The sequence below is a fragment of the Mycolicibacter senuensis genome, from assembly GCF_002101885.1.
Classification (GTDB): Bacteria; Actinomycetota; Actinomycetes; order Mycobacteriales; family Mycobacteriaceae; genus Mycobacterium; species Mycobacterium senuense.
This window is the reverse complement of the sequence record NZ_LQPS01000043.1, coordinates 120239-145915: the sequence shown is the minus strand read 5'-3', so window position 1 is coordinate 145915 and position 25677 is coordinate 120239. Positions and strand designations below refer to the sequence as shown.

The 25677-nt window shown below is 70.1% G+C and carries 21 protein-coding genes; 6 read left to right on the top strand and 15 right to left on the bottom strand.

Going from position 1 to position 25677, the window contains the following annotated elements:
* Positions 1-5: 5 nt before the first annotated feature.
* The 7 genes from AWC24_RS14970 to AWC24_RS14940 all read right to left on the bottom strand — a co-directional run bounded on the left by AWC24_RS14970 (position 6) and on the right by AWC24_RS14940 (position 7900).
* Positions 6-836 (bottom strand): lysophospholipid acyltransferase family protein, encoded by an 831-nt coding sequence (locus tag AWC24_RS14970; RefSeq protein WP_407663413.1) that lies wholly within the window; start codon positions 834-836, stop codon positions 6-8.
* Positions 833-1675, bottom strand: a complete 843-nt coding sequence (locus AWC24_RS14965; RefSeq protein WP_085087078.1) for a GNAT family N-acetyltransferase — start codon at positions 1673-1675, stop codon at positions 833-835. Before AWC24_RS14965 ends, AWC24_RS14970 begins: the two co-directional genes overlap by 4 nt.
* Before the next feature lie 76 nt (positions 1676-1751).
* A complete protein-coding gene (locus AWC24_RS14960; protein WP_085086205.1) occupies positions 1752-2483 on the bottom strand; it encodes an SDR family NAD(P)-dependent oxidoreductase in 732 nt (243 codons plus the stop codon).
* Positions 2480-3223 (bottom strand): SDR family oxidoreductase, encoded by a 744-nt coding sequence (locus AWC24_RS14955; RefSeq protein WP_085086203.1) that lies wholly within the window; start codon positions 3221-3223, stop codon positions 2480-2482. Before AWC24_RS14955 ends, AWC24_RS14960 begins: the two co-directional genes overlap by 4 nt.
* An 82-nt stretch (positions 3224-3305) precedes the next feature.
* Positions 3306-6074, bottom strand: coding sequence for an AAA family ATPase (locus AWC24_RS14950; RefSeq protein ID WP_234807387.1), 2769 nt, complete (start codon positions 6072-6074; stop codon positions 3306-3308).
* Positions 6075-6120: 46 nt separating this feature from the next.
* Positions 6121-7077, bottom strand: coding sequence for an electron transfer flavoprotein subunit alpha/FixB family protein (locus AWC24_RS14945; protein WP_085086201.1), 957 nt, complete (start codon positions 7075-7077; stop codon positions 6121-6123).
* Between the two features lie 31 nt (positions 7078-7108).
* Positions 7109-7900, bottom strand: coding sequence for an electron transfer flavoprotein subunit beta/FixA family protein (locus AWC24_RS14940; RefSeq protein WP_085086199.1), 792 nt, complete (start codon positions 7898-7900; stop codon positions 7109-7111).
* Positions 7901-8097: 197 nt separating this feature from the next.
* On the opposite strand from AWC24_RS14940, the gene AWC24_RS14935 reads away from it, so the two are divergent.
* The 4 genes from AWC24_RS14935 (at position 8098) to AWC24_RS14920 (ending at position 13904) form a co-directional block, all read left to right on the top strand.
* Positions 8098-8907: a class I SAM-dependent methyltransferase gene (locus AWC24_RS14935; protein ID WP_085086197.1), complete on the top strand. Its 810-nt coding sequence runs from the start codon at positions 8098-8100 to the stop codon at positions 8905-8907.
* Positions 8904-10433 carry a 1,4-alpha-glucan branching protein domain-containing protein gene (locus AWC24_RS14930; RefSeq protein WP_085086195.1) on the top strand — a complete coding sequence of 510 codons (1530 nt, stop codon included), beginning with the start codon at positions 8904-8906 and terminating at the stop codon, positions 10431-10433. The genes AWC24_RS14935 and AWC24_RS14930 overlap by 4 nt, the downstream gene beginning before the upstream one ends.
* A 118-nt stretch (positions 10434-10551) precedes the next feature.
* The gene (locus tag AWC24_RS14925; RefSeq protein ID WP_085086193.1) at positions 10552-11796 is read left to right on the top strand and encodes a glycosyltransferase family 4 protein; all 1245 of its coding nucleotides are present in this window, start codon (positions 10552-10554) and stop codon (positions 11794-11796) included.
* An 8-nt stretch (positions 11797-11804) separates the two neighbouring features.
* Positions 11805-13904, top strand: coding sequence for an MMPL family transporter (locus AWC24_RS14920; protein ID WP_085086191.1), 2100 nt, complete (start codon positions 11805-11807; stop codon positions 13902-13904).
* Here the strand turns inward: AWC24_RS14920 and AWC24_RS14915 are convergent.
* Positions 13867-14865, bottom strand: a complete 999-nt coding sequence (locus AWC24_RS14915; protein WP_109560489.1) for an alpha/beta hydrolase — start codon at positions 14863-14865, stop codon at positions 13867-13869. The two genes, AWC24_RS14920 and AWC24_RS14915, sit on opposite strands and share 38 nt — an antisense overlap.
* A gap of 55 nt (positions 14866-14920) precedes the next feature.
* Between AWC24_RS14915 and AWC24_RS14910 the strand changes: the two genes are divergently transcribed.
* On the top strand, positions 14921-15898 hold the full coding sequence (locus AWC24_RS14910) for an LLM class flavin-dependent oxidoreductase (protein ID WP_085086189.1): 978 nt from the start codon (positions 14921-14923) through the stop codon (positions 15896-15898).
* A gap of 4 nt (positions 15899-15902) precedes the next feature.
* Here the strand turns inward: AWC24_RS14910 and AWC24_RS14905 are convergent, their stop codons facing one another.
* The 3 genes from AWC24_RS14905 to AWC24_RS14895 all read right to left on the bottom strand — a co-directional run bounded on the left by AWC24_RS14905 (position 15903) and on the right by AWC24_RS14895 (position 20120).
* Positions 15903-17921, bottom strand: coding sequence for a hypothetical protein (locus AWC24_RS14905; protein ID WP_234807386.1), 2019 nt, complete (start codon positions 17919-17921; stop codon positions 15903-15905).
* A gap of 29 nt (positions 17922-17950) precedes the next feature.
* Entirely contained in the window at positions 17951-18991 is a 1041-nt protein-coding gene (locus tag AWC24_RS14900; RefSeq protein ID WP_234807401.1) for an ATP-grasp domain-containing protein, read from the bottom strand.
* Positions 18992-19382: 391 nt separating this feature from the next.
* Positions 19383-20120 (bottom strand): acyltransferase, encoded by a 738-nt coding sequence (locus AWC24_RS14895; RefSeq protein ID WP_085086187.1) that lies wholly within the window; start codon positions 20118-20120, stop codon positions 19383-19385.
* Positions 20121-20238: 118 nt separating this feature from the next.
* On the opposite strand from AWC24_RS14895, the gene AWC24_RS14890 reads away from it, so the two are divergent.
* Positions 20239-21510, top strand: coding sequence for an outer membrane protein assembly factor BamB (locus AWC24_RS14890; protein WP_109560527.1), 1272 nt, complete (start codon positions 20239-20241; stop codon positions 21508-21510).
* Positions 21511-21518: 8 nt separating this feature from the next.
* Here the strand turns inward: AWC24_RS14890 and AWC24_RS14885 are convergent, their stop codons facing one another.
* The 4 genes from AWC24_RS14885 to AWC24_RS14870 form a co-directional block, all read right to left on the bottom strand.
* A complete protein-coding gene (locus AWC24_RS14885) occupies positions 21519-22220 on the bottom strand; it encodes an esterase (RefSeq protein WP_085086183.1) in 702 nt (233 codons plus the stop codon).
* 78 nt (positions 22221-22298) lie between these two features.
* Entirely contained in the window at positions 22299-23540 is a 1242-nt protein-coding gene (locus AWC24_RS14880; RefSeq protein ID WP_085087068.1) for a THUMP-like domain-containing protein, read from the bottom strand.
* Positions 23498-24469: a class I SAM-dependent methyltransferase gene (locus AWC24_RS14875; protein ID WP_085086181.1), complete on the bottom strand. Its 972-nt coding sequence runs from the start codon at positions 24467-24469 to the stop codon at positions 23498-23500. Before AWC24_RS14875 ends, AWC24_RS14880 begins: the two co-directional genes overlap by 43 nt.
* An 86-nt stretch (positions 24470-24555) precedes the next feature.
* The gene (locus AWC24_RS14870) at positions 24556-25626 is read right to left on the bottom strand and encodes a phosphoglycerate mutase family protein (RefSeq protein ID WP_085086179.1); all 1071 of its coding nucleotides are present in this window, start codon (positions 25624-25626) and stop codon (positions 24556-24558) included.
* Positions 25627-25677: the final 51 nt, after the last annotated feature.

Here is a 25677-nt window from a genome sequence, read left to right as displayed (position 1 = left end):
CGGGTTCAACAGAAGATGCAGGCTCGTCGGCCCGGCAGCGGCTGGCACCCCACCCGGCAACCTACTGAGGCCTGACAGCGCGCGGCCAGTTCGCGCCGATCGGTCCCCGGCAGCTGCAGCGACGCGACGTGTACCTGCGCCACGGTGCGCCGCGCGGTGATCATTCGCCGCATCGAGGCCACCAGGGTGTCGTCGCCGACGAAGGCCGGCAGAGTCGAGCGTGACCCGTCGTGGTGGTGATAACCGAGCCGCAGCGGCTGCACCGGCCGCGACGCGTCCACAGCGGCCTGGAACATCGCCGGGTAGAACCGGCCGTGGGCCCGACCGCACCAGGTGGTGCCCTCCGGGAAGGCCACCACCGTGCGGCCGGCCCGCAACCGGGCTGCCACCGCCTCGACCACCGACGGCAGCCCGAGCAGGCTGTCCCGGTCGATCGGAATGATCCGCATCAGCCGGGCCAGCGCCCCGATCCCGGGCCAGCTGATCAGGTCGGCGCGCGCCACGAACGTTCCCGGCGAGACCGCCCCGACGACGAACACGTCCAGCCACGATGCGTGCGTACTGACCACCAGCATGCCGCGCAGGTTGCGCACCGGCCCGCCGGTGGTCATCACCCGCACCCCGAAGCAGCGCAACACCAACCGGCAGCAGCCGCGCTGGAACCGCACCCGGCCCGGCAGCGGTACCGCCAACAGCGGCAGCAGCGGCGCCAGCAGCACCACCAGGGCCAGCCGCAACGCCACCACCACCGGCGAGGCCCGGGCCACGCCGCCGCGCACGCACGCCGGCGTACAGAATCCCCGGGGCGCCCAGGGGTGCACCACCGCCGGGGTCACGCCGGCGCGGGGCCGTCGGCCGCTGACGACAGCGAGGACACCGCAGCCACCGACCGCAGCCGGTGCAGATAGCGGGTGTCGGCCTCGCTTCGGCACAGCAACGCCGGGAAGTCCCCCACGCCGAAGCCGGGGTCGTGGGCCGGCTCGCCGCAGATCCGCGCGCCCAGCCGCAGGTAGCCGCGCAGCAACGGGGGCAGGTTCGGCCGGGCCGGCGGCGCGATCTCGTCGAGACGCTTCCCGTCGACGATCACCGGCTGATACGGCGTGACCCGGTGCGGTGAGGCGTGGCGGCGCCGGACGAAGTCGCGGACACCGCGGATCTGACTGCCGGGCGCACCCTCGCCGTGGACGGGCACCGACACACAGCCCGTGACGTAGTCGTACTGGTAGCGGTCCAGGTAGGCCAGGATTCCGGCCCACATCAACAACACCACGGCGCCGTTGCGATGTCCCGGGCGTACCACCGCCCGGCCCATCTCGACCAGCGACGGCCGCAGCGGGTCCAGCGCGGAGACGTCGAATTCGCCTGCGGTGTAAAGGCCGCCGGCGGCGATGGCACCGGTCGGCGGCAGCATCCGGTAGCAGCCGACCAGTGCACCGGAGTTGTCGTCGCGCACCAGCAGGTGCTCGCAGTATTCGTCGAATCGGTCGGCGTCGAGGCCGGGGCGGTCGTCGGCGGAGCCGGTGAGGCGGAATCCCGGCTCGGTGCTGAACACCTCGTAGCGCAGCCGCTGCGCGGCTTCGATGAGGTCGGGTTGGGCTGATACCAGCAGCGAGTATCGCGGGGTGTCGTTCGTGGTGGTGGGATCGGGCGCGATGAGTACAGAACCAGTGCTCACACCGGTCACGGTCGCGTAGTCATGCGGCGCCCAGGCAATCACCGCATGACATGCCGGTGCACGCTCGGTGACGAATTCAGGCGGCCGCGCCACCACCGTCGGCGTGCAGGGTGGAGCCGGTGATGAAGCTGGATCTCGGCGAGGCGAGGAACAGCACGGCTTCGGCGATCTCGGTCGCTTGCGCGGTGCGGCCCAACGGAAGCGCCCGGCCCAGTTCGTCGTTGACGTCGCCCCATTCGGCGGCCACTCCCGCCGTGGCGGTGGGGCCGGGCGCGACGCTGTTCACCCGCACGCCGTGCGGCCCGAATTCGGCTGCCCAGGTGCGGGTCAGCGATTCCAGGGCGGCCTTGGAGGCGCTGTAGCTCGACGCTCCCGGGACGCCTTTGAAGGCGACCATGCTGGTGACGTTGACGATGCTGCCGTGCCCGCGCCGCAGCATGCCCGGCGCCAGCGCGGCCACCAGGAAGTACGCGCCCCGCACGTTGGTGTCGAACGTCGACTCGAACGACGAGACATCCTGTTCGACGGTCAGCGCACCGGGAAAGCTGGCGGCGTTGTTGACCACGATATCGACGCCGCCGTCGCCGCATTGGGCGACAAGGGCTTTCACCGATTCGAGGTCGGACAGGTCGGCGGCTACGAACCGCACCCCGGGTCCGAGCTCGGCGGCGGCCTCAGCGCCGCGGCCGGCGGACCGGCCGGTGATGATCACGGTGGCGCCGTGGCGGGCCAGCAGCCGCGCGGACTCCAGGCCGATGCCGGCGGTCCCGCCGGTCACCAGCGCGGTCTGGCCGGACAGCTCGTTCACCGGGTCGCCAGCCAGTCCGTCAGGCGGGTCTGGGACAACGTCGCGTCGGCTCCGGTGACCAGTCCGGTGTCGCCGACCTTGGTGCCGAAGTAGACGGCCGCCGGGTCGACGACGATCGGCAGGGTCTCGCCGCGGTGCGCCAGCGCCGCGGCGGCCAGCTCGGCGAAGGTCATCTTCTCCGGGCCGCCGACGTTGACGATCCCGTCGGCCGGAGCCGCCTGCGCGGCGCGGGCCACCGCGGCGGCCACGTCGGCGCCGGCGATCGGCTGGATGAGGCCCTCGGGGACCCGCACCACCCCGTCGACGGTCAGTGAGGCGGTGATCGCCTCGGCGAATTCGTGGAACTGGGTGGCGCGCACGATGGTGTAGGGCAGCCCGGATTCGGTGATGATCCGCTCCTGGGCGACCTTGGCCCGCATGTAGCCGCTGTCGGGCAGGCCGTCGCAGCCCACGATCGACAGCACCACGTAGTGGCTGACGTCGGCTTTGCGGGCCGCCTTGACCTGGTTGGTGGTGGAGCGGGTGAAGAAGTCCAGCACCGGGTCGTCGTCGAAGTTCGGTGAGTTGACCACGTCGACGAGCACGTCGGCGCCGGAGAGCGCCTCGGCCAGGCCCCGGCCGCTGAGCACGTCGGCACCGGTGTCGCGCGAGGCGGACACCGGCTCATGGCCGGCGGCGGCCAACAGTGCGACCACCTTCGAGCCGATCTGTCCGCTGGCGCCCATCACAGTGATTTTCATCTCGCTAGACCTTCCCTTCTGCCGTGTGCCTTCGACACTGGCACCGCACCGAGGGTGGCCGCACCCTGGAAAACCCGTAGTCTCACCCCGGCGCGGAGCGGCGCCACGGGGCGTCGCGCAGTTCGCGGCGCGACCGGATGCCCAGCTTGGCGAAGACCTTGCGCAGGTGCCATTCGACGGTGTGCGCGCTGATGAACAGCTGCACACCGATCTCGGCGTTGGTCAGTCCCGCGCCGGCCAGCTCCGCGATCTGCTCTTCCTGCGTGGTCAACGCGTCACCGGTGGCGACCGGCTGCTTGCGGGCCTTCTCCCCGGTCGCCTGCAGCTCGCGGTGGCTGCGCGCGGCGAACGCTCGGGCTCCGAAACCGCTGAACATCGTGTGGGCGAGCCGCAGTTGGGTCCGGGCGTCACCGCGGCGGTTCTCCCGGCGCAGCCACTCCCCGTAGAGCAGATGGGTGCGCGCCAGCTGCACGGCGATCCGGGTTCTGCCCAATCGTTCGATCGCCTCGGTGTACAGGCTTTCCGCCGCGTCGCCGTCACGCAGCAGCGCCGCCGACCGGGCCCGCACCCCCAGCGCCCAGTCGGTTCCGGCGGCCCGGGTTCGATCGTCGAGTTGCTCCAGCGCATCGGCGGCCAGGGCGTGCCGGTCGGTTCGCACCGCGGCCTCCACCAGTTCCGCCAGGTTCCACCCGTAGAGCCCCAAGTCCTCGTATTCGCCGGCCCGGCCCAGCCCCTCGCAGGCCGCCTGGTAGCGCCCCAGCGCGTTGTTGAGCACCGCTCCGGCGTAGCCGGCCAGTGCGGTCACCCGTCCCTCGCCGCGCACCGTCGCGTAGCGCACCGCCGCGTCGAGCAGCCTGGTCGCCTCGGCTTCGTCGCCGATCCAGGCGGCCAGCGCCAGTTCGTGATAGCGCAGCGGGGTCTGGCCGGCGGCGGCCGTCAGGGCGCCGGCGTCGGCGATCAACGCCCTGGCCGAGGCGAACTCACCGGCCTGGACATGCACCCCGGCCAACGTGGTCAACGCCATCGGCAACACTGCCAGCGCGCCGGTGTCGGTGGCGACCCGCACCGCGTCCGTGGCGATCCGGTGCCAGGATTCGTCGTCCCACAATTCGTGCAGCACCGCCTCGTGGGCGATCGGAAAGGCCTGCCACGACCAGGATTCCGGGGTGATCGCCGCGATCGCGGCCCGCAGCGGCACCGCGGCGGCGGCGCACCCGTCGAGCACCCGGACGACCAGGGCGTGCAGCAGCAGGCCGGCCGCCCGGTTCGGGTCCGCCCGCACCCGGTCCGCGAGTGACACCGCGGTGGCAAAGCGCGCATCCTGTCCGAACAGCCGCCCGGTGTACATCGCCGCGCTGACCGCCTCCAGCAGCGCGTCCTGGCCCATGACGGTATCGTGTCGCTCCAAAGTCGCTGCGGCGTCGAATAATTGCCGTACCGACAGATTCAGCGTCGGGGCGTCTCCACTGCCCCGGCCCCGGGCGAACACCAACATCGCGCGGGTCCGCGCCGCCCGGGCACGCTGCAGGTCGTCCAGCGGCGCCAGCTCGGCGGTGTCCAGCAGGGCGTCAGCCGCGTCGAACTCGGCGGCGGCCCGCATCGCCTCGGCCGCGTCGAGAGCCCGTCCGCCGCGCCGGGCGGCATCCGGTGTCAGCTCAGTGGCCCGCGCCAGAAACGCTGCCGCCGCGGCGGTTCCACCGCGAAGCTGGGCCCGTCCGGCCGAGTGCTCCAGTTCGGCCGCGACCGATTCATCCGGGGCCGCCGCGGCGTGGGCGAAGTGCCAGGCGCGCCGGTCGGGATCGTGCGCCGAATCGGTCGCCTCGGCCAGCGCGCGGTGGGCCTGCCGGCGCTGCGCCGGGTCCGCGGCACGGTAGACCGCCGAACGCACCAGCGGATGCCGGAACCGCACCCGCCGGCCGGTCTCGGAAAGCCCGGCCGCCTCGGCCGGCGCCAGCGCCTCGGCCGGTAGCCCGAGCAGCCGCGCCGCGGCCAGCAGCAATGTCGGGTCCCCCACCGGTTCGGCCGCGGCCAGCAGCAACAACCGCTGGGTGTCGTCGGGCAGCGACCGGACCTGGGCGAGAAAGTGCTGTTCGAGCTGGCCGGCGACCGGCTGGACATCGGGCCGGTAGTAGCCGCCGGCCAGTTCGGCGGCCGACAGTCCCCGGGGCAACTCCAACAGCGCCAGCGGGTTGCCGTGCGTCTCGGCGACGATGCGATCACGCACCTGGGTATCGATGCGCCCGGTGACCGCGGAGGCCAGCAATTCGCGGGCGTCGGTGTCGCCGAGCCCGCGCAGCACCAGTTTCGGCAGTCCGGTCAGCCCGTCGACCGGCTCGCGCAGCGCGAACACCAGCGCGACCGGTTCGGCGACCAGGCGGCGCGCCACGAAACCCAGCGTCTGCGCCGTCACCCGGTCCAGCCAATGGGCGTCGTCGACCAGGCACAGCATCGGGTGTTCGCCGGCGGCCGCTGCCAGCAGGCCCAACACGGCGAGTCCGACCAGAAACCGGTCCGGGGCGGGACCCGAACTGAGCCCGAAGGCGACCTGCAGCGCCTCACGTTGCGGCTCCGGAAGCGCACCGGCGCAAGGCATCAGCGGGGCGCACAGCTGCTGCAGACCGGCGAAGGCCAGCTCCATGTCGGACTCCACGCCGGCGGTGCCGATCACCTCGAACCCGGTCGCGCTCTCGGCGAGATAGTCCAGCATGGCGGTCTTGCCGATGCCGGGCTCGCCCCGCAGGATCAGCACCTGACTGTCGCCGGCGCGGGCCCGGGCGAGCAGTTCCTGGAGCTGGCGCTGTTCGCCGCCCCGGCCCACCAGCCCGGGGCCCGACGCAAAGACCCCCGACACGCCTGGCGTGCGGGGGCCTTTGCCGTTACTGCTCACACAGAAGAAATTAACCCTTGCGGGCCTTGACCGCCTCGGTCAACTGCGGGGCGACCTTGAACAGGTCCCCGACGATGCCGTAGTCGGCGATCTCGAAGATGGGGGCTTCCTCGTCCTTGTTGACCACCACGATGGTCTTGGAGGTCTGCATCCCGGCCCGGTGCTGGATCGCCCCGGAGATGCCCAGCGCGATGTACAGCTGCGGCGAGACCGTCTTACCGGTCTGGCCGATCTGGAACTGGCCCGGGTAGTAGCCCGAGTCCACCGCGGCACGCGAGGCGCCCACGGCCGCACCGAGCGAGTCGGCCAGCTCCTCGACCACCGAGAAGCTCTCCGCGCTGCCGACGCCACGACCGCCGGCCACCACGATGGGGGCCTCGGTGAGCTCCGGACGGTCACCGGCCACCACGGGCTCCCGCGACGTGACCTTGGTGGCGTTCTCGTCGGCGGCGGGCACCTCCACGGTGACCTGCTCGCCCGCTCCGGCGGCCGGGGCCGGCTCCACGGCGCCCGCCCGCACGGTGATCACCGGGGTGTCGCCGGTGGGCTCGGCGTCGACGGTGTAGGCGCCACCGAAGATGGAGTGCACCACCTTGGCGCCTTCGGAGACCTCGACCACGTCGACCAGCAGACCGGATCCGATCCGGGCCGCCAGCCGGCCGGCCACCTCTTTGCCGTCGGCGTTGGCGGCGATCAGCACCGCGGCCGGGGCCGCCGACTCGGTCAGCGCGGCCAGCACGTCGACCGTCGGGGTGACCAGGTAGCCCTCCACCACGTCGGATTCGGCGACGTAGATCTTGGCGGCGCCGGCTTCCTTGAGTCCGTCGACCAGGGGCGCAGCGGCGCCGGGGGCGCCCACCACGACCGCGGACGGTTCGCCGAGCGCACGCGCGGCGGTGATCAGTTCGGAGCTGACCTTCTTCAGCGCTCCGTCGGCGTGCTCAACGAGCACCAGTACTTCAGCCATGTTTGTCTACTTCCGTCTCTCGTCTGGGCGCTTAGATGAGCTTCTGGCCGACCAGGTACTCGGCGATCTTGGTGCCACCGTCACCCTCGTCGGTCACCTTCTCACCGGCGGTCTTCGGCGGCTTCGGCGTCGTCGCGGTCACCTTGGAACCGGCGGTGGCGACGCCGACCTCGTCGGCCTCCACACCGATCTCGGCCAGCGTGTAAACGGTGACTTCCTTCTTCTTGGCGGCCATGATGCCCTTGAAGGACGGGAAGCGCGGCTCGTTGATCTTCTCGTTGACACTCACCACCGCCGGCAGCGAGGCCTCCAGGGCGAACACGCCGTCGTCGGTCTCGCGCTCGCCGGTGACCTTGCCGTCCGCGACGGTCAGCTTGCGCAGGTGGGTCAGCTGCGGCAGGCCCAGGTACTCGGCGATGATCGCCGGAACCGCGCCGCCGACGCCGTCGGTGGACTCGTTGCCGGCGATGACCAGCTCGGTGCCCTCGATCTGGCCCAGTGCCCGGGCCAGCGCCCAGGCGGTCTGCAAGACGTCGGAGCCCTTCATACCGTCGTCGAGGATGTGCACGGCCTTGTCGGCCCCCATCGACAGCGCCTTGCGGATCGCCTCGGTGGCCCGCTCGGGGCCGGCGGTCAGCACGGTGACGGTGCCTTCGGCGCCTTCCTTCTCACGGATCAGCAGCGCCTCTTCGACGGCCCGCTCGTTGATCTCGTCCAGCACGGCGTCGGCGGCGTCACGGTCCAGCGTGAAGTCACCGTCGCTGAGCTTGCGCTCCGACCAGGTGTCTGGGACCTGTTTGATCAGGACCACGATGTTCGTCATGAGTGTGGTTCGTCCTCCTCGAAGGGGTCCTGCGGCGGCGGGCCACAAGACTTCGGTCACGATTCACGCAGCCACACGGATGAGTTACTCATGGGTAACTTAGTGCGGTTCGCCTGTACAGAGTAGCGGGTCGTGATAGGGCCACTGCGGGGTAGCCGGTTCGCGGACCGTGGCGTTCGCGTTAGCCTGCCTGTGCGATGAAATCCACGAAACCCGCCGGGGACCCTGCCGGCACCCCACCCGGCGACGTCACGTTGATGCTGACCGGGGAACGCACCATCCCCGGGCTCGACGTCGAGAACTACTGGTTTCGCCGTCACGAGGTGGTCTATGAGCAGCTGGCGCCGCGCTGCGCCGACCGGGAGGTACTCGAGGCCGGGTGCGGCGAGGGGTATGGCGCCGACCTGATCGCGCAGGTGGCCCAGCGGGTGATCGGACTGGACTACGACGACGCGGCGGTGGCCCACGTAACCGCCCGTTACCCGCGGGTCGAAGCGGTGCAGGGCAACCTCGCCGAGTTGCCGTTGCCCGACGCCGCCGTGGACGTCGTGGTCAACTTTCAGGTCATCGAACACCTGTGGGACCAGGCGCAGTTCATCGCCGAATGCGCGCGGGTGCTTCGCCCCGGCGGGCTGCTGATGATCTCGACACCCAACCGGATCACCTTCTCCCCCGGGCGCGACACCCCGATCAACCCGTTCCACACCCGCGAACTCAACGCCGCCGAGCTGACCGAACTGCTGGTCGACGGCGGGTTCGTGATGGACGGGGTTTACGGCGTCTTTCACGGCCCGGCGCTGCGCGAGATGGACGCCCGACATGGCGGGTCGATCATCGACGCCCAGATCGAACGCGCCCTGGCCGATGCGCCGTGGCCGGAACCGCTGACCCGCGATGTGGCGGCGGTGCGCACCGCGGATTTCGAGCTGGTCCCGGCTGGTACGGACACCACAGCTCACGACATTGACGACAGCCTGGATCTGGTCGCGATCGCGGTGCGGCCGTGACCGAAAAGCCTTCGGCGCCGGGCCTGTTCACCCTGGTGCTGCACACCCACCTACCGTGGCTGGCCCACCATGGCCGCTGGCCCGTCGGCGAGGAGTGGCTCTACCAGTCCTGGTCGGCGGCCTACCTGCCGCTGCTGCGGGTGCTGCGGACGCTGGCCGCCGAAGGGCGGCGCAACCTGCTCACCTTGGGGGTGACGCCGGTGGTCGCCGCCCAACTCGATGACCCGTACTGCCTCGACGGCATGCACCACTGGCTGGCGAACTGGCAACTGCGCGCCACCCAGGCCACCACGTTGCCGGATCTGCGCCCCTTCGGCGACCACGAATGCGCCAGGGCCGAGCAGGCGCTCGACGACTTCGCGCTGCTGTGGCGCCACGGCGCCAGCCCGTTGCTGCGCGAGCTGGCACAGACCGGCACCGTCGAGATGCTGGGCGGCCCGCTGGCCCACCCGTTCCAGCCGCTGCTGGCGCCGCGGTTGCGCGAGTTCGCGCTGCGGGAGGGCTTGGCCGACACCCGGACGCGGCTGGCCCACGCTCCCACCGGGATCTGGGCGCCGGAGTGCGCCTATGCCCCCGGCATGGAGGCCGGCTACGCGGCCGCCGGAGTGTCGCACTTCATGGTCGACGGGCCGTCACTGCACGGCGACACCGCGCTGGGCCGCCCGGTCGGCGACTCGGGAGTGATCGCATTCGGTCGTGATCTGCAGGTCAGCTACCGGGTCTGGTCACCCAAGTCGGGCTACCCGGGCCACGGTGCCTACCGGGATTTCCACACCTATGACCATCGCACCGGGCTGAAACCGTCGCGGGTCACCGGCCGCAACGTCGACCCGGAAGACAAGGCGCCCTACGACCCGCAGCGCGCCGACGCCGCGGTCGACACCCACGTCGCCGACTTCGTCAAGGTGGTCCGCAACCGGCTGCAGGACGAGTCCGAACGCATCGGCCGGCCCGCCCACGTGATCGCCGCCTTCGACACCGAGCTGTTCGGCCACTGGTGGCACGAGGGACCGCAGTGGCTGGCCCGGGTGTTACGCGCCCTGCCGGAAGCCGGGATTCGCGTCGGGACGCTGTCGGACGCGATCGACGCCGGGTTCGTCGGGGACGCGGTCGAGTTGCCGCCGAGCTCGTGGGGCTCCGGCAAGGACTGGCAGGTGTGGTCCGGGGAGAAGGTCGCCGACCTGGTGCAGCTCAACAGCGAGGTGGTCGAGACCGCGCTGGGCGCGCTCGACAAGGCGATGGCGGCTGCCGCGACTCCGTCGGGGCCCAATCCGCGCGACCGGGTCGCCGACCAGATTCTGCGGGAGGCACTGCTCACCGTCTCCAGTGACTGGCCGTTCATGGTGAGCAAGGACTCCGCCGCCGAATACGCCCGCTACCGCGCCCAGCTGCACGCCCACGCCACCCGGGAGATCGCCGACGCGCTGGCATCCGGGCATCGCGACGTGGCCGAACGCCTGGCCGAGGGCTGGAATCGCGCTGACGGTCTGTTCGGCGCGCTCGATGCCCGTAGGCTGCCACGGTGACCCCCCTCCCGCGCGGTCGTGCGTGTGCCCGGCGCGACACGCCGCGCAACGACCGTTTCCGCGCACCCTCGCGCCGTGCACAGCGGCCGCGCCGACCTCAACGACGAGGACAAGCCACGTGAAGATCCTGATGGTGTCGTGGGAATACCCGCCGGTGGTGATCGGCGGGCTGGGCCGGCACGTCCACCACCTGTCCACGGCGCTGGCCGCCGCCGGGCACGACGTCGTCGTACTGGCCCGGCGCCCATCGGACACCGACCCGAGCACCCACCCCTCGTCGGACGAGATCACCGAGGGTGTACGGGTGGTCGCCGCGGCCCAGGACCCGCACGAGTTCTCCTTCGGCGATGACATGATGGCCTGGACCCTGGCGATGGGCCACTCGATGGTGCGCGCCGGCTTGTCGTTGAAGATCGACGGCGGCCAGACGTTGTGGCGACCCGACCTGGTGCATGCCCACGACTGGCTGGTTGCGCACCCCGCGATCGCGCTGGCCGAATTCTACGATGTCCCTTTGGTTTCCACGATCCATGCCACCGAAGCCGGGCGGCACTCCGGCTGGGTCTCCGGTCCGCTGAGCCGTCAGGTGCACGCAGTGGAATCGTGGCTGGCCCGGGAATCCGACTCGCTGATCACCTGTTCAGCCTCGATGCGCGACGAGATCACCGACCTGTTCGGCCCCGGGCTGGCCGAAACCACCGTGATTCGCAACGGTATCGACGCCGCACGGTGGCCGTTCGCCCGCCGCGGGCCGCGTACCGCACCGCCGGAACTGCTGTTCGTCGGGCGGCTCGAATACGAGAAGGGTGTACACGACGCGATCGCGGCGCTGCCGCGGATCCGCCGGGCCCACCCGGGCACCACGCTGACCGTCGCCGGTGACGGCACTCAGCAGGACTGGCTGACCGAGTGCGCCCGGAAACATCGGGTACTCAAGGCAACCCGGTTCGTGGGGCGGTTGGACCACGAGGAGCTGTTGCACCTGCTTCATCGAGCCGACGCAGCCGTGCTGCCCAGCCACTACGAGCCGTTCGGCCTGGCCGCCCTCGAAGCCGCCGCCGCCGGTACCCCGCTGGTCGCATCGAACGTCGGCGGCCTGGGTGAGGCCGTCATCGACGGCGACACCGGGATGTCGTGTCCGCCGCGCGATGTGCCGGCGCTGGCCGCGGCGGTCTGCGCGGTGCTCGACGACCCGGCCGCGGCCCAGCAGCGCGCCGTGGCCGCCCGCGACCGGCTCAGCGCCGACTTCGACTGGCACACCGTCGCCGACGAGACCGCGCAGGTGTACCTGGCCGCCAAACGCCGCGAGCGCGAGCCGCAGCCGCGCCGACCGATCATCGAGCACGCGCTACCCGACAGGTAACCCTCGCCGTGTGGGACCGCATCTCGGCCGGAGTCACGCACCGTGGTTCGTGGCTGCTGGCGCTGGTCATCCTCGCGGCCTCGGCCGCACTGATGGCGTTGGGCGGCAACAGCAGCGACGCCACCGCGTCGCCGGAACTGCTGCCCGGCTCCTCCGAGTCCGCCGCCGTCGCCGCGGCGCAGCACGGCTTTCCGCAGGGCGAGCAAGCCGCGGCGATCCTGGTCGTCACCCGCTCCGACGGTTCAGCCCTGACATCGGACGACCTGGCGGCGGTCGGGCAGGCACGCGACCGGATGCAGCGGATCCCGCAGGCGCTGCCCGGCGGGCCCGCCCCGGTGCCGGTCTCCGCCGACGGCAAAGCCGCGATCGCCACCGTGCCGCTCAACGGCGCACTGTCGGGCTTCGAGCTCCGCGACGCGGTGCAGGCGCTGCGGACGGCGGTGAACGGCGGACTGCCCGGTCAGCTCACCGCGCACGTCACCGGTGGCCCGGCATTCGGCGCCGATATCGCCGACGCCTTCTCCGGCGCCAATGTCACGCTGCTGGCGGTGACCGCACTGGTGGTCGCACTGCTGTTGATCGTCACCTACCGCTCGCCGGTGCTCTGGCTGTTGCCGCTGCTGGCCGTCGCGTTCGCCGATCGGGTCGCCACCGTGGCGGGCGGGGTGATCGCCGAGGCGGCCGGGGTGAGCTTCGACGGCTCGACGTCGGGGATCACCAGCGTGCTGGTGTTCGGCGCCGGCACCAACTACGCACTGCTGCTGATCTCCCGATACCGCGAGGAGCTGCGGCGGGCACCGGATCACCGGCTGGCGCTGCGCGCCGCGGTGCGTGGCGCCGGCCCGGCGATCGTGGCCAGCAACGCCACCGTGGTGCTGGCACTGCTGACCCTGATCGCGGCGAGCATTCCCAGCACCCGCAGCCTGGGGATCTGCGCGGCCTGCGGGCTGGTGGTGGCGGCAGTGTTCGTGCTGCTCGTGCTCCCGCCGCTGCTGGCGTTGTGCGGACGAAACATCTTCTGGCCGTTCATTCCCCGAATCGGTGACGGCCCGGCGACCACCGGCTGGCGGCGGATCGCCGAGGCGGTCGGCCGCCGGCCGGTCCCGGTCTGCGCGGTGGCGGTGGTGGCGCTGGCGGTCTTGACCACCGGGCTGCTCGGTACCCGGATCGGCCTGTCGCAGACCGAGCAGTTCCGGGTCCGCGCCGACTCGGTGACCGGCTTTCAGACGCTGGCGGAGCACTTCCCCGGCGGGGCATCCGACCCGACGGTCGTCATCGGTTCCACCGCCCGCACCGCACTGCTGCGCGATGCCATCATCGGGGTTCCCGGGGTGTCGTCGGCGTCTCCCACCGGGCTGTCGCCGGCCGGTTCGACCCGGTGGTCGGTAGTGATCGATGCCGCACCGTCCACCGCCCGGGCGTTCGACACCGTTACGGCGCTGCGGGATTCAGTCCGCGCCGCCGACCCCGGTGCGCTGGTCGGCGGCGCCGATGCCCAGGCGCTCGATATCCGCGACGCCGCAGACCGCGACCGTCGAGTACTGATCCCGGCGATTCTGGCGGTGGTGCTGGTGGTGCTCTACGTCCTGCTGCGCGCCGCGCTCGCCCCGCCGGTACTGGTCGCCGCGACCGTGCTCAGCGCGCTGGCCGCACTGGGCCTGGGCGGCTGGGCCAGTATCCACCTGTTCGGGTTCCCCGCGCTCGACAACGGCACGCCGCTGTTCGCATTCCTGTTCCTGGTCGCACTCGGTGTCGACTACACGATCTTCCTGGTGACCCGCGCCCGGGAGGAGACCGCCGAACAGGGCACCCGCGAGGGCATGGTGGCCGCGGTCGCGGCCACCGGTGGCGTGATCACCAGCGCGGGAATCGTTTTGGCCGCGGTGTTCTGCGTGCTCGGGGTGCTGCCGCTGATCGTGCTCACCCAGTTGGGCATCATCGTGGGCATCGGCATCCTGCTGGACACCTTCGTGGTCCGCACCCTGGTCATCCCGGCCTTGTTCACCATGGTCGGCGACCGCATCTGGTGGCCGTCGATGCCGGCGGGCACCCGGCATGATCACACGGTGCCTACAACGACTCCAGATACCGCACCCGGTCACCGATAACCCGTTGCGACACATCGGCGTCGGGCACCAGCAGGTCGAACGCGTGCGGACAGCCGGGGTACAGGTGCAACTCGACGGGCACTCCGGCAGCCAGCAACCGCTGCGCGTACCCGAGGTCCTCCGGGGCGAAGATGTCCAGCCCGCCGACGTCGAGGTAGGTGGGCGGCAGCCCGGCCACGTCGTCGGCGCGCGCCGGCGCGGCGTAGCCGGTTGCGGGCTGACCGCCCAGCAGCGCACCCCAGCCGGTGGCGTTGTCGTCGTAGCCCCAGGTCAGCAGCGCGCCGTCCGTCGGGCCGCCGGCACACGTCCGGTCGTCGAGCATCGGGTAGCTCAGCAACTGGGCGGCGATCGACGGCCCGCCGCGGTCACGCGCCAGCAGGCAGACCCCGGCCGCCAGTCCCCCGCCGGCGCTGTCTCCCATCACGGCGACCCGGGACGCATCGACGCCCAGTTCGCCGGCGTGGTCGGCCAGCCAGCGCAGTGCCGCATAGCAGTCCTGCAGCGGCACCGGATACGGGAATTCCGGGGCGACCCGGTAAGCGACGACCAGCATCGGTACGCCGGAGGCGGCGACGTAGCTACGCACCACCGCGTCATAAAGCCCACCGACGCGTTCCCAGTCCAGGATCATCCCGCCGCCGTGCAGGTAAAGCGCCGCGCTGCCGGGCTGGTCGGCCGCGGCCCGCCGATACCAGCGCAGCCCGATCGCGGTGCCGTCATAATCCAGCGAGAACTCTTGGGTCACAATGCCGGTGATCGGTGGCCGCGACGCCAACACGTGGCTGAACAGCCGGCCGGCGTTGCGCCGGCGGGTGATGACGTCGCCGATCGCCGCCGGCGGCACCTCGTCGGCGCCTTCGCGCAGCGCCAGCAACGCCGCGAGCACCTGCGGGTCGGGGGGCCCGCCCATCAGTGCACCGCCCGGTGAGCCGGGGTCGAGGTCGGCAGCGGTGCAATCCATTGATCGATCATGTCGTGGGCTACCGTAACGCCGGAGGAGGTGATCGGTCCGTCTCATGCCGCTATTGAGCGCCCTGCGCCTGAACATGACCAATGTGCCCGGCGCCGGGCACGCCCAGCGTTACCGGGCGGCATTGGAGATGGCGTCCTACGCCGACGCCCACGGGGTGACCGCCATCGGCTGCGAGGAGCATCACCTCGCGGAGACCGGCTGGTTGCCCTCCCCGCTGCTGATGGCCGCCGCCGTCGCCGGATGCACCCAGCGGATCCGGATCAGCGTCGGCGCACTGCTGGTGCCGCTGTATGACCCGGTGCGGCTCGCCGAGGACATCGCGGTCCTCGACCAGCTGTCGGCCGGGCGCGTCAGCTATGTAACCGGGATCGGTTATCGCCCGGCCGAATACCATGCCGTCGGCAAGGATTTCCGGCGGCGCGGACGGCTGATGGACGAAGCCCTGGCGGTGCTGTTCCGGGCGTGGGGCGACGAACCGTTCCGGTTCAACGGCCGATTGATCGATGTGACGCCCAAGCCGTACACCCGGCCGCACCCGGTGTTGTTCGTCGGCGGCATGAGCGTCGCGGCGGCGCGCCGGGCGGCCCGGTTCGGGTTGCCCTTCTCGCCGCCGATGCCGATGCCCGAGCTCGAAGCCGTCTATCAGGCCGAGTTGTCGCGAAACGGCAAGCAGGGATTCGTCTTCAGCCCGGCCAACGGCAACACCGTCACCCATCTGAGCACCGACCCGGACCGGGCCTGGGCCCGCTGCGGTGACTACTTCCTCAACGAGGCACGCGAATACAGCTCCTGGTCCGTGCCGGACGTGCCGCGCCCCAACGAAAGTTCGGCGCGCACCATCGCCGAGCTGCGCGCGGCCGGCACGGTGGAGGTGTTGACCCCGGACCAGCTCATCGCGCAGTGCCGCGACGGGCGTACCGGCGTGACCCTGCATCCGCTGATCGGCGGTCTGCCGCTCGAGGAGGGCTGGGGCGCCCTGCGGCTGCTGGTCGAGCAGGTGCTGCCGAAGCTGACGCCCTGAGTCCTCACGCCTGGGACGCGCCCGCCCCGGCCATTCGGGCAGAACCCCAGCTGCGCTGGATGTATCCCAGTACCCGATCCAATTCGGTCTGGGTGACCGCGGCCCGCTCGCCGGGTTCCAGCGGATCGAAGTGGAAGATGTAGAGCCGCGAGGCGAACTGATCGAACGGCAGCGACGCCTCGCCGAAGCGTTCACCGTGCCCGGCAGTGCTGACCACCACGCCGTCGCCCCAGTCCTGTCCGCTGTCGTTGTTGGGGTTGTAGAAATACACCCGCATGGTGCCCTCGGGGTCCAGGCTCACCCGCAGCACCGTGATCGCATGCCAGCCCACGAAGCGTGCGGAGCTGTCGGTCACGGCGACACCGGCCGGCTGCGGGTGGATCAGCGGTTGGTTGCCGTTGTAGAACGGGTGGTAGGCGGCGTAGAAATGCCGCAGAAACCCGTCGAGGTCAACCAGATTCCCGGTCTCGACATCGACATTGATGCGAAAGCCCCGCCCCGACCACCAGCCGTGGAACTCCGGATTGACCCACCGGTGCGGGTCGCCGTCGCGACCGACGCACCGCCGGAACATCTCCGCATAGACGCGGTCCAGGTGCGGGACCACCAGCAACGACACCGGGTCGAGGTCGACCGGCAGATGCGCGGCCACTCCCTCACCGCTGCCGATCGACGAGATCGGCTGCCCCTCGAAGTGCATGACGATCTCGTCATCGCGCGCCGCCCACGCGATGGTCTGCAGCAGATAGTCGGGATCGTTGTAGGACCACATCGACAGGGCACGCGCCGCCTGGCAGGTCGGGTTATCGCCCTGCCCGACGCCCAGGGGCAGCCCGAGCATCGACAACGTCCCCGCCAGCAGCCAGGTGTGCGGATCCTGCGCCGGCCCGAACACCTGGGTGAGCCGCTCCCGGGACTGTTTGGAGACCGGCAGCGCCAGTTGACGCCACAGCGACGGCGCCACCGGCGGCTGGTAGAGGATGCCGCGCTCCAGCAGCAGCGCCAGCCCGTAGATGCACTGCGCCGTCTCGACGTGCACGGCGCTCGAGATCAGGCTGTGCACCAGATCGTGGAAGCACAGCAGGCTGTCGCGGCCGGTGCTGGACAGGCCCAGCGCCTCGACGATCAGATAGTCGCTCTTCTCCAGCAGGAAGCGCAGCAGCACCGCGTGATACGGCGACACCAACCCGGTGTCGTGCATCGACCGCGCGAAACCGGCGGCCTCGTACTGCAGGGTCGGCTCGTCCATCGATTCCAGCCGGCTGCGGTACACCTGCACCCCGGGGTCCTCGCGGCAGCCGTCGGTGGTGCCGTACAGGCTGGTGATCAGCCGGTCGGTTCCCACCGCACCGCTGCCCAGGTCGATGCCCGGATCGGCGCGCACGATCGAGATCTGGGTGATCATCGCCTTGATCTGGTCGACTTGGATGGGCCGCTGCCGCAGGATCCGCCAGATCTCGTCGACCAGCCGGTCCAGCACGCCCTCATAGCCGATCTCGTCGACCAGGTAACCGAACAACTCCCGGGTCAGCCCGGCCATCCGGCCCTGCAGTTCGCGCTCCGCCTCGGTCGGCGGGGTCAGCAGCAGCGACAGGTTGATCGCCAGCACCTGCGCGAGATGGTGCCGCGCCTGCTCCGCGGTGATCAGCGGATGGACGTAGTCGCCGTTGGCGACTGCCAGCAGCCGCAGTTCGTTGACGGCCTCCAGCACCACGGTGTCCGGGTTCGGGCTGCGCAACGAACCGGTGGTCAGCGCCGGCAGCAGGGTGCGCGGCGACGCCCAGTCGGTCCCGAGGAACACCCCGGCCTCCTCCAGCGCGGCGCTGCGGGCCCGTACCTCCGGGTAGCCGCCCGGTTGCAGCAGTACCAGCCGAAGCCCGTCCAGGACGCGGCGCAGCCGGTCCGGCTTGCCCACCGCACCGGCCTCCGCCAGCGCCCTGGTCGCGTCGTCGAGCCGCTTCAGGCGGCTTTCCAGGGTCGCCGCCTCGCCGTTCGTCCGGCCCTCGGGTGAATTCCCAGTCACAACGGGTTCCTCACGTGCGTGCCGCCGCCTCAGACGTAGAAGTCGAGCCCTTCTTGCCGCTTGAGCAACCGCCGCATCTCATACGGATCCTCACCGATGAAGTAGACCAGACCCCAGTGGGTGCCGAATGCGGTGCGCTTGGTGACAGTCTCTTCGAGCGGCGCGGCGAGTTCGTGCGATTCGAAGTATTGGTGGTCCTCGGTCTCGGCGGGGATGGCGAGCCTGCTGACCACCCGGCGGCGGGGATACACCCCGAAACAGCCCGCGTGGCCGTCGGCGTCGACGATCTCGCGCGGGAAGAACTGCTCGAGTTCCTCCTCGGTGGTTTTCGGGTCGAACACCAACACCAGGGCCTGGTAGCCGTTGAACCCGTAGACACGCTCCAACAGTTCGAAGACCTTGAAGCCCGGTGGCCGGTAGGCGACCTCACCGAAGTACATCTCCCCGTCACTGGTCACGAAGTACTCGGGGTGGACGAATCCGAAATCGATGTCGAACGTCTTGATCAGTTTTTCGATCTGAGCGGTGATCTGGGACCGGTAGCGTTCCAATTCCGGCGATGCCGGCACGAACACCGAATAGCCCAGCGTGACGTATTCGGAAATGTTGAGAAAGCGGATCTTTCCGTTGTGCACCCACGCCTCGACGGCGAATTCCCAGCCGTCGAGATGCGATTCCATCAGCGCCGGGAACTCCTCGTCCGGAATCGAGTCGATGTCGTCGGGGGCGCGAATCACCCGATGCCCCAGGCAGCCGGCCTTGTCGAAAGCCTTGAAATGGATGGGGTCGTTGGGGTCGCCGTCGAGTTTGAGCAACGTCTGGTTGACCCGCTTGAGGAAACGGATGACGTCATCGCGGTCATGGGCTTCCTCGAAGATGCCGACCCGGATCCCGCCCAGTTGAGCACGACGCTTCATCAGCGATTTGTCCCGCAGCAGCATGGCTTGGCCGAGCAGTCGCGGATTGTCCAGCAGGACGGAGTTGATGGCCCCCGCCCATTCGACGGTCTCTTCGAAGAGCGGGATCGCGACGTCGACGCCGCGCTCCTTCAGAGTTTCGGCGATCTCCATCGATCGCTCATTGAGCCGCTCGAAATTCCAGGCGATATAGGGGATATCGTGCTGCTGGCAGTATTCTTCAGCCCAATCCGGCGCAACGACCACGTAGCGGCGATCAAAACGGTCAACCGCGTCGATGGCGTTCAAACTCCAACCGAGTAACGCGATATAGCCCTTGTCCGGATTCCGGCGTTTCTCCGAGGTCCGCTCAGCTGTGATCGTCGCGGAAGTCTGCAAAATCCCTCCATTACTTCGGGTTTGCTGCGTGCGCTTTCGCATCCACGGTACCTGCCGGGCGCAGGTGGGCACCGGCCCCCGCGGCGGGCCCCGGAGCGGCGCGCCCGGCCACCGGCGGGCGGCGGCGGCCCGGCAACGGCGGGCATCCCGCCGGTTCAGCCGAGCGTCAACGCGCGGCCTTCTTGCGTTCGATGTCGGCCAGCGCGGCGGCCAGCTCGGCCCGCTCGGCGGCCGTGGTCTCCCACGCCAGCTTGCGGTTCTTGACCACCTTGGCCGGCGCCCCCACCGCGATCGAGTAGTCCGGGATGACGCCCTTGACCACGGCGTGCGCACCGAGCACGCAGCCGCGGCCGATGCTGGTCTCGCGCAGGATGGTGACCTTGGCGGCGACCCAGGTGTCCGGACCGATCCGGACCGGACTCTTGATGATGCCCTGATCCTTGATCGGCACGTTGATGTCGTCCATCTTGTGGTCGAAGTCGCAGACGTAGCACCAGTCGGCCATCAGCACCGAATCCCCGAGTTCGATGTCGAGATAGGTGTTGATGACGTTGTCGCGCCCCAGCACCACCTTGTCACCGAAGCGCAGCGAGCCCTCGTGGGCACGGATGGTGTTCTTGTCGCCGATGTGCACCCAGCGACCGATCTCCATGTACGACATCTCCGGAGTGGCCTGGATCTCCACGCCCTTGCCGAGGAAGACCATGCCACGGGTGATGATGTGCGGGTTGGCCAGCTTGAACTTCAGCAGCCGCCAGTAACGCACCAGATACCACGGGGTGTAGGCCCGGTTGGCCAACACCCAGCGCAGCGAGGCCAGCGTGAGGAAGCGGGCCTGGCGCGGATCCCGCAGGCGCGAACCGCGCCAGCGTTTGTGGATCGGAGCACCCCACATGGTCGTCATGGCCGGAAAGCCTACGCGAGCGGCTCGGGCGCACGCGCTACCCTCACCTGGACTCGTTCACCGGTGATTGGGGATTGCCACTGTGTTGCGGCGACGTGGTGTCCTGGCGTCCATCGCGCTGCCGGCGCTGACGGCGGTCACCGTGGCACTGGGCGGTTGCGCCAACACCGACTCGTGGGTGGAGGCCACCCCCGCAGCAGGCTGGCCGGCCCAGTACGCCGACGCCGCCAACAGCAGCAACACCACCACCGCGGGGGCCACGGACCTGCAATTGGATTGGACCCGCTCGGTCAAGGGCGAGTTGGGCGCCGGCCCGGCGCTGGGTGCGCACGGCTGGCTGGTGCTCAACGCGCAGACCGAGGACGGTTGTTCGTTGATGCAGTGGGAGAACGCCGAGCACGGCAGGCAGCGCTGGTGCACCCGGTTGCATCAGGGCGGCGGGTTCTTCGGCCCGCTCATCGACGGCTTCGACAACGTCTACGTCGGCCAGCCGGGGGCGATGTTGTCGTTTCCGCCGACCCAGTGGATCCGCTGGCGCGCACCGGTGATCGGGATGCCCTCGACGCCACGGATTCTCGGTGACGGCCTGTTGCTGGTGGTGACACACCTGGGTCAGGTGCTGGTGTTCGACGCCCACCGCGGCACGGTCGTCGGGACGCCGCTGGACCTGGTGGACGGCGTCGACCCCACCGACTTCCGGCGTGGCCTGTCCGACTGCGACGGCGCCAGGCCGGACTGCCCGGTGGCGGCCGCACCCGCCTTCTCCGCGGCGAGCAACACCGTGGTCGTGAGCTTGTGGCAGCCGGGCGCCGAGGAGTCCGGCCTGGTCGGCATCAGGTACCACCCGGGCGGCACCCCGTTGATCACCCGGGAGTGGACCAGCGATGCGGTCGCCGCCGGGGTGCTGGCCAGCCCGGTGCTGTCCGCCGACGGCGCCACCGTCTACGTCAACGGACGCGACCAGCGGCTGTGGGCGATCGACGCGGCCGACGGCAAGGCGAAATGGTCGGTGCCGCTGAAGTTCCTGGCCCAGACACCGCCGGCGGTGACCCCCGGTGGGCTGATCGTGGCAGGCGGCGGGCCGGAGACCGAACTGGTCGCGTTCGCCGATCGCGGTGACTACGCCGAGCAGGTGTGGCGCCGTGACGACGTCACGCCGCTGTCGTCGTCGAGCCTGGCCGGCAAAGTCGGCTACACCGTCGCCGCCGGCACCAGTGTCGGCCCGGCCGGTTTGTCACTGCTGGTGTTCGACCCCGACGACGGCCACAGCGTCAACAGCTATCCGCTGCCCGAATCGCGCGGCTTCCCGCTCGGGGTGTCGGTGGGCCGCGACCAACGGGTGGTGGTCACCACCAGCGCCGGGCAGGTCTTCAGCTTCGCCCCGGTGTAGCCGACCGCTCAGATCGCCAGCGGCGGCAACGCGGTGCGCGGCACCTTGACCGAGGTGGCCCCCGCGCTCATCGGCAGCAGTTCGCCGGGCGCGAAGTAGAAGATCACCTCGTCGTTGGTGATGGCGAAGTTCTGGTAGTGCGACGGGTCCATCCCCGAACCCGCGGAGATCAGGATCGCCGGGACCCCGGTCTGGCGCTCGAGGTCTCGTTGCACCACCGGAAAGATCGTGTCCAGCGGCTTGCTGCCCGGCGCGAACAGCGTGTCGAAGGTGATCGGCTTGCGCGCCGCCAGGTCGTAGTTGAAGGACTGGTACCAGGTGGAGGGCTGCGGGCCCCCGAGGTCCTGGAAGATCTTCAGCACGACGCTCTGCGTGCCCTTGGGCGGCTGGCCGGAACGGTGCTGCTCGGAGATGGCGTCCATCTCGTAGGGCATGTCCCGCGAGCCGGGGGATTTGGCCACCGTCAGGAACCCGTCCCGGTTCTGCACCAGGTAGTCGGTCAGTGTCTGCTGGTCGGGGTAGTCGACCGGAAACTTCATGTCCAGCGTGTAATTGGCCGTCGAGGAGTGGACGTGGCACAACTGCCCGGACTCCACCGACCCGCCCAGTTCGGCGCAGGACGAGGTCGCCAGCGCCGACGGCAAATTCGCCACACCCAGCCAACCGCCCACAGCTCCGCCCGCCAACAGGGCGGCCACCAGAATGCGCATTGTTCGGTTCGTCTCGCTTTGTGTCGACTTGCCGCAGCAAGCAGGAATGGCCCCGAAGCCGATAGCCTACCGGGCCGCTCAGCGGGACGGACGGCAGACGAACGCAATCGGCCGGGCCGCAGTCCCCGCCCCGATGCGGGTGATCACGACCGACAACGACAGCCCGCCGCGTAGCCGCAACCGGCGCCGCAGTCCGTCGGGATCGGCCTGCGCGTCCCGCACGCCGCGGACCAAGATCTCCAGTGCACCGCAATCGTGTGCCACCAGCGCCTGACGAAGGCGCTTCTCGCTGTAGGGCAGTGCCTCGAGCACCTCGAATCCGCGCACCCCGTCCGGCAGCCGGTCACCGGACAGGTAGGCGATGCCGGGATCGAGTTGCCACAGCCCGTGCCGAACCCCGTACTGGCGGACCAGGCCGGCTCGCACCACCGCGCCGTCCGGGTCGATGATCCAGCGACCTGCCGCCCGTACGTCGCAGTCGTCCGGGTCGGCGTCGGTGAGCTGCTCGCCGCGGTCCAGGATCGTGGCGCGGCGACGAACACCGGGTGCGGCCAGGCCGGGCGACCACAGGCAGGCCTCGCGCACCGAGGCCCGCCATGAGGTGACCTCGATCTCGCCCTGAAACCCGAGCCTCGTGATCGTGTCGAAATCGATTCCGGGCGCGGTCTTTACGACCATGTCGCGGCCGGTGTAGACCTCCAGCAACCGATCCAGGGCGGGCTGGTAGTCGGCGGGGTCGAAGCGGCGGCGCCCACCGCCGCGGCGGCCCGGGTCGGCCAGCACCACCGCGTCGCGGGTGACCGGCGCCAGGGCGTCGGCTTGAACAAGACCGGCCAGGGTGGCCCCGGCCAGGTTGTGGCGCCCCATCGCCAGCCGCACCGGGTCGAGGTCGCTGCCCAGCAAGCGATCGGTCCGCTCGGACAGCGCTGCCAACTCGGTGCCGATCGAGCAGGTCACGTCGTGCACCACGGCATCGGGCGCCGCGGTGCTGATCCGGTGCGCGCGGTGCCGCGCGACCGGCGCCGCGCTGGCCTGCTGCAGCGCCTCGTCGGTGAACAGCCACTGCGATGTCCCCGGCAGCTCGGCCAGCTTGGCCGCCGCCCGCCGGCGCAGCAGGGTGGTCTCGACCAGGGCGGGTGTCCGGTCGCCGAACCGGCTCCGCAGCGCGGCGGTGTCGGCGAGGCGGGTGGCGTCGGTCAGCGCGAACCCGGCGACCTCGGCCAGGTCGGCATTGCCGGCCGCCGAGCTCAGGTAACCGACGTCGTCGGCCTGAAAATCTAGGACGGTTTGACTCCGGTGACCATCACGTTGTAGAACCAGCCCTTCGGCACCACCCGGCGCAGCACGTTGGCGTCGACCCAGCTCAGCGTCGTCCAGCTGCGGAACGCGAACTTCGCCCACCCCCAGCCGAGCTTGCCGGGGGGCACGGTCGACTCGAAGGTCCGCACCGGCCACCCCAGCATGGCGGCGGTGAACTCTTCGCTGGCGGTGCTCACCTGTACCGCTCCGGCGTTGGCCGCCATCTGCTCCAGGTCGCGCGGCTCGAAGGTGTGCAGGTCGACGATCCATTCCAGGGCCGCCGCCCGCGAGTTCTCGTCAAGCTCTTCCTGCGGCCGGCGCCAGGAGCCCATCCCGGGCAGCTTCATCGCGGCGACCGTGGTCTTCCAGGTCAGGTCGGCCAGCCGGCGCGCGTAGAAGTTGCCGACCGTGGTGGGTTCGCCGGCGAAGACGAACCGGCCGCCGGGCTTGAGCACCCGGACCACCTCGCGCAGCGAGAGCTCCACGTCGGGAATGTGGTGTAGCACGGCGTGGCCGACTACCAGGTCGAAGGTGTTGTCCTCGTAGGGAATACCCTCGGCGTCGGCGACCCGGCCGTCGACGTCCAGGCCGAGGTTCTTGCCGTTGCGGGTGGCGACCTTGACCATGCCCGGCGACAGGTCGGTCACCGATCCGCGCCGGGCCACGCCGGACTGCATCAGGTTGAGCAGGAAGAACCCGGTGCCGCAGCCCAATTCCAGGGCCCGGTCGTAAAGCGGCGCCGGCCCGGACCTTTCTGACGGGGGCACGATCACGTCGAAGCGGCCGCGCGCGTAGTCGATACAACGCTCGTCGTAGGAGATCGACCACTTGTCGTCGTACTGCTCGGCTTCCCAATCGTGGTAGAGCACCTGGGCGAGCTTGCTGTCGTGCCGGGCGGCCTCCACCTGTTCGGCGGTGGCGTGCGGGTTCGGCGTCGGTTCCGTACTCATGATCGGTCAGCCTAAAGCCTGGTTGCCGGGGTGGCGAAGCCGGGCGCAGCGACGATATCGCCGTGCCGGGGCCTGCCGCCAGCGGTTCAGCCCGCCAGGGTCGCCAGCGCGTCGCCGATCACGTCACCGGTGTCCGCGGCGCTGCCGCCGGCGGCGTCGCCCATGGCTCCGGTGAGGGTGTCCATCACGGCCTGCGGGAACCCGGTGAACGCCGCGACCACGTCGTTGAAGCCGGTCTGCAGCGCGGCGGTGATGTCGGCCGAGTCGCCGCCCTGGATGGCCTCCCACAGGTGCCACAGCGCGATCTGCGGCGCGGTGATCAGATCACGGAAGTCGACGAACAACCCGGTGAACAGGTCCGGGGTCGGCGAGACGGGTATGCCGTCCCAGCTGACCAGTGTCCAGCCGTCGGTCGGGTTGCCCTCGAGAACGGCCTGGCCTCCGTTGGGGGGCGGACCGCCGTTTTCGAGCACGGTCTGGATGATCGGCCAGACATCCGGGTTCTTGACGTTCATCAGAATCCAGATGGCGATGACGCCGCCACTGGAATACGCCACGTCGGTCATCGGACCGTCGCCGGCGAGGGTGTTGTCGTACATCGTCTGGACGGCGCTGTCGATCTGATCGTCGAACACCACCCCGTTGTAGGCGGTCCCGGGCTCCGAGACAAAGAGGTTGCCCAGAATCCACGACGCCATCGGCAAGAAGAACGAGGCTTCGGTGAGCAGGTTGCGGGGCTGTTCCTCGAACAGGCCGGCGGGGATCTCGTTGAGGTCCGACAGCACCTGTACGTCCGGCATCCCGGGCAGCAGGGCCAGTGCGGCCGCGGACTCCTGGGTCCGGACCAGTTCTGAGGCGTAGATCCCGGCGATACCGTCGGGGTACTCCTGCTGGATGGCGGCGGCGACGTCGTGCGCCTGCTGCTCACCCAGATCGGTCAGATGAGCACCGGGGGGCAAGGTGCCGAGAATGTTGTTGAGATCGTCAGTCGACTGGCCGTGCCGCACCAGATCCAGCGTGATGTCCTCGGCGGTCAGCGCGATGTCGAAGGCATGTGCGGACGGGGGCGGCGACGCCACCGGTATTGCGACGACGATCCCGGCACCGGCTACCGCGATGCCCGCACTGGCCCACCGATAGCTGATTAGTGGCAACATGTTAAGCCTCCCCCGAAGTTAACGCTGCGACTGCTCTCACGTTACTCACGT

Coding starts and splice junctions, on each gene's coding strand:
- AWC24_RS14955 (WP_085086203.1), bottom strand. CDS start 3,223: ATGAAAATCACTGTGATGGGCGCCAGCGGACAGATCGGCTCGAAGGTG.
- AWC24_RS14945 (WP_085086201.1), bottom strand. CDS start 7,077: ATGGCTGAAGTACTGGTGCTCGTTGAGCACGCCGACGGAGCGCTGAAG.
- AWC24_RS14940 (WP_085086199.1), bottom strand. CDS start 7,900: ATGACGAACATCGTGGTCCTGATCAAACAGGTCCCAGACACCTGGTCG.
- AWC24_RS14935 (WP_085086197.1), top strand. CDS start 8,098: ATGAAATCCACGAAACCCGCCGGGGACCCTGCCGGCACCCCACCCGGC.
- AWC24_RS14915 (WP_109560489.1), bottom strand. CDS start 14,865: ATGGATTGCACCGCTGCCGACCTCGACCCCGGCTCACCGGGCGGTGCA.
- AWC24_RS14910 (WP_085086189.1), top strand. CDS start 14,921: ATGCCGCTATTGAGCGCCCTGCGCCTGAACATGACCAATGTGCCCGGC.
- AWC24_RS14900 (WP_234807401.1), bottom strand. CDS start 18,991: ATGGAGATCGCCGAAACTCTGAAGGAGCGCGGCGTCGACGTCGCGATC.
- AWC24_RS14895 (WP_085086187.1), bottom strand. CDS start 20,120: ATGACGACCATGTGGGGTGCTCCGATCCACAAACGCTGGCGCGGTTCG.
- AWC24_RS14885 (WP_085086183.1), bottom strand. CDS start 22,220: ATGCGCATTCTGGTGGCCGCCCTGTTGGCGGGCGGAGCTGTGGGCGGT.
- AWC24_RS14875 (WP_085086181.1), bottom strand. CDS start 24,469: ATGAGTACGGAACCGACGCCGAACCCGCACGCCACCGCCGAACAGGTG.
- AWC24_RS14870 (WP_085086179.1), bottom strand. CDS start 25,626: ATGTTGCCACTAATCAGCTATCGGTGGGCCAGTGCGGGCATCGCGGTA.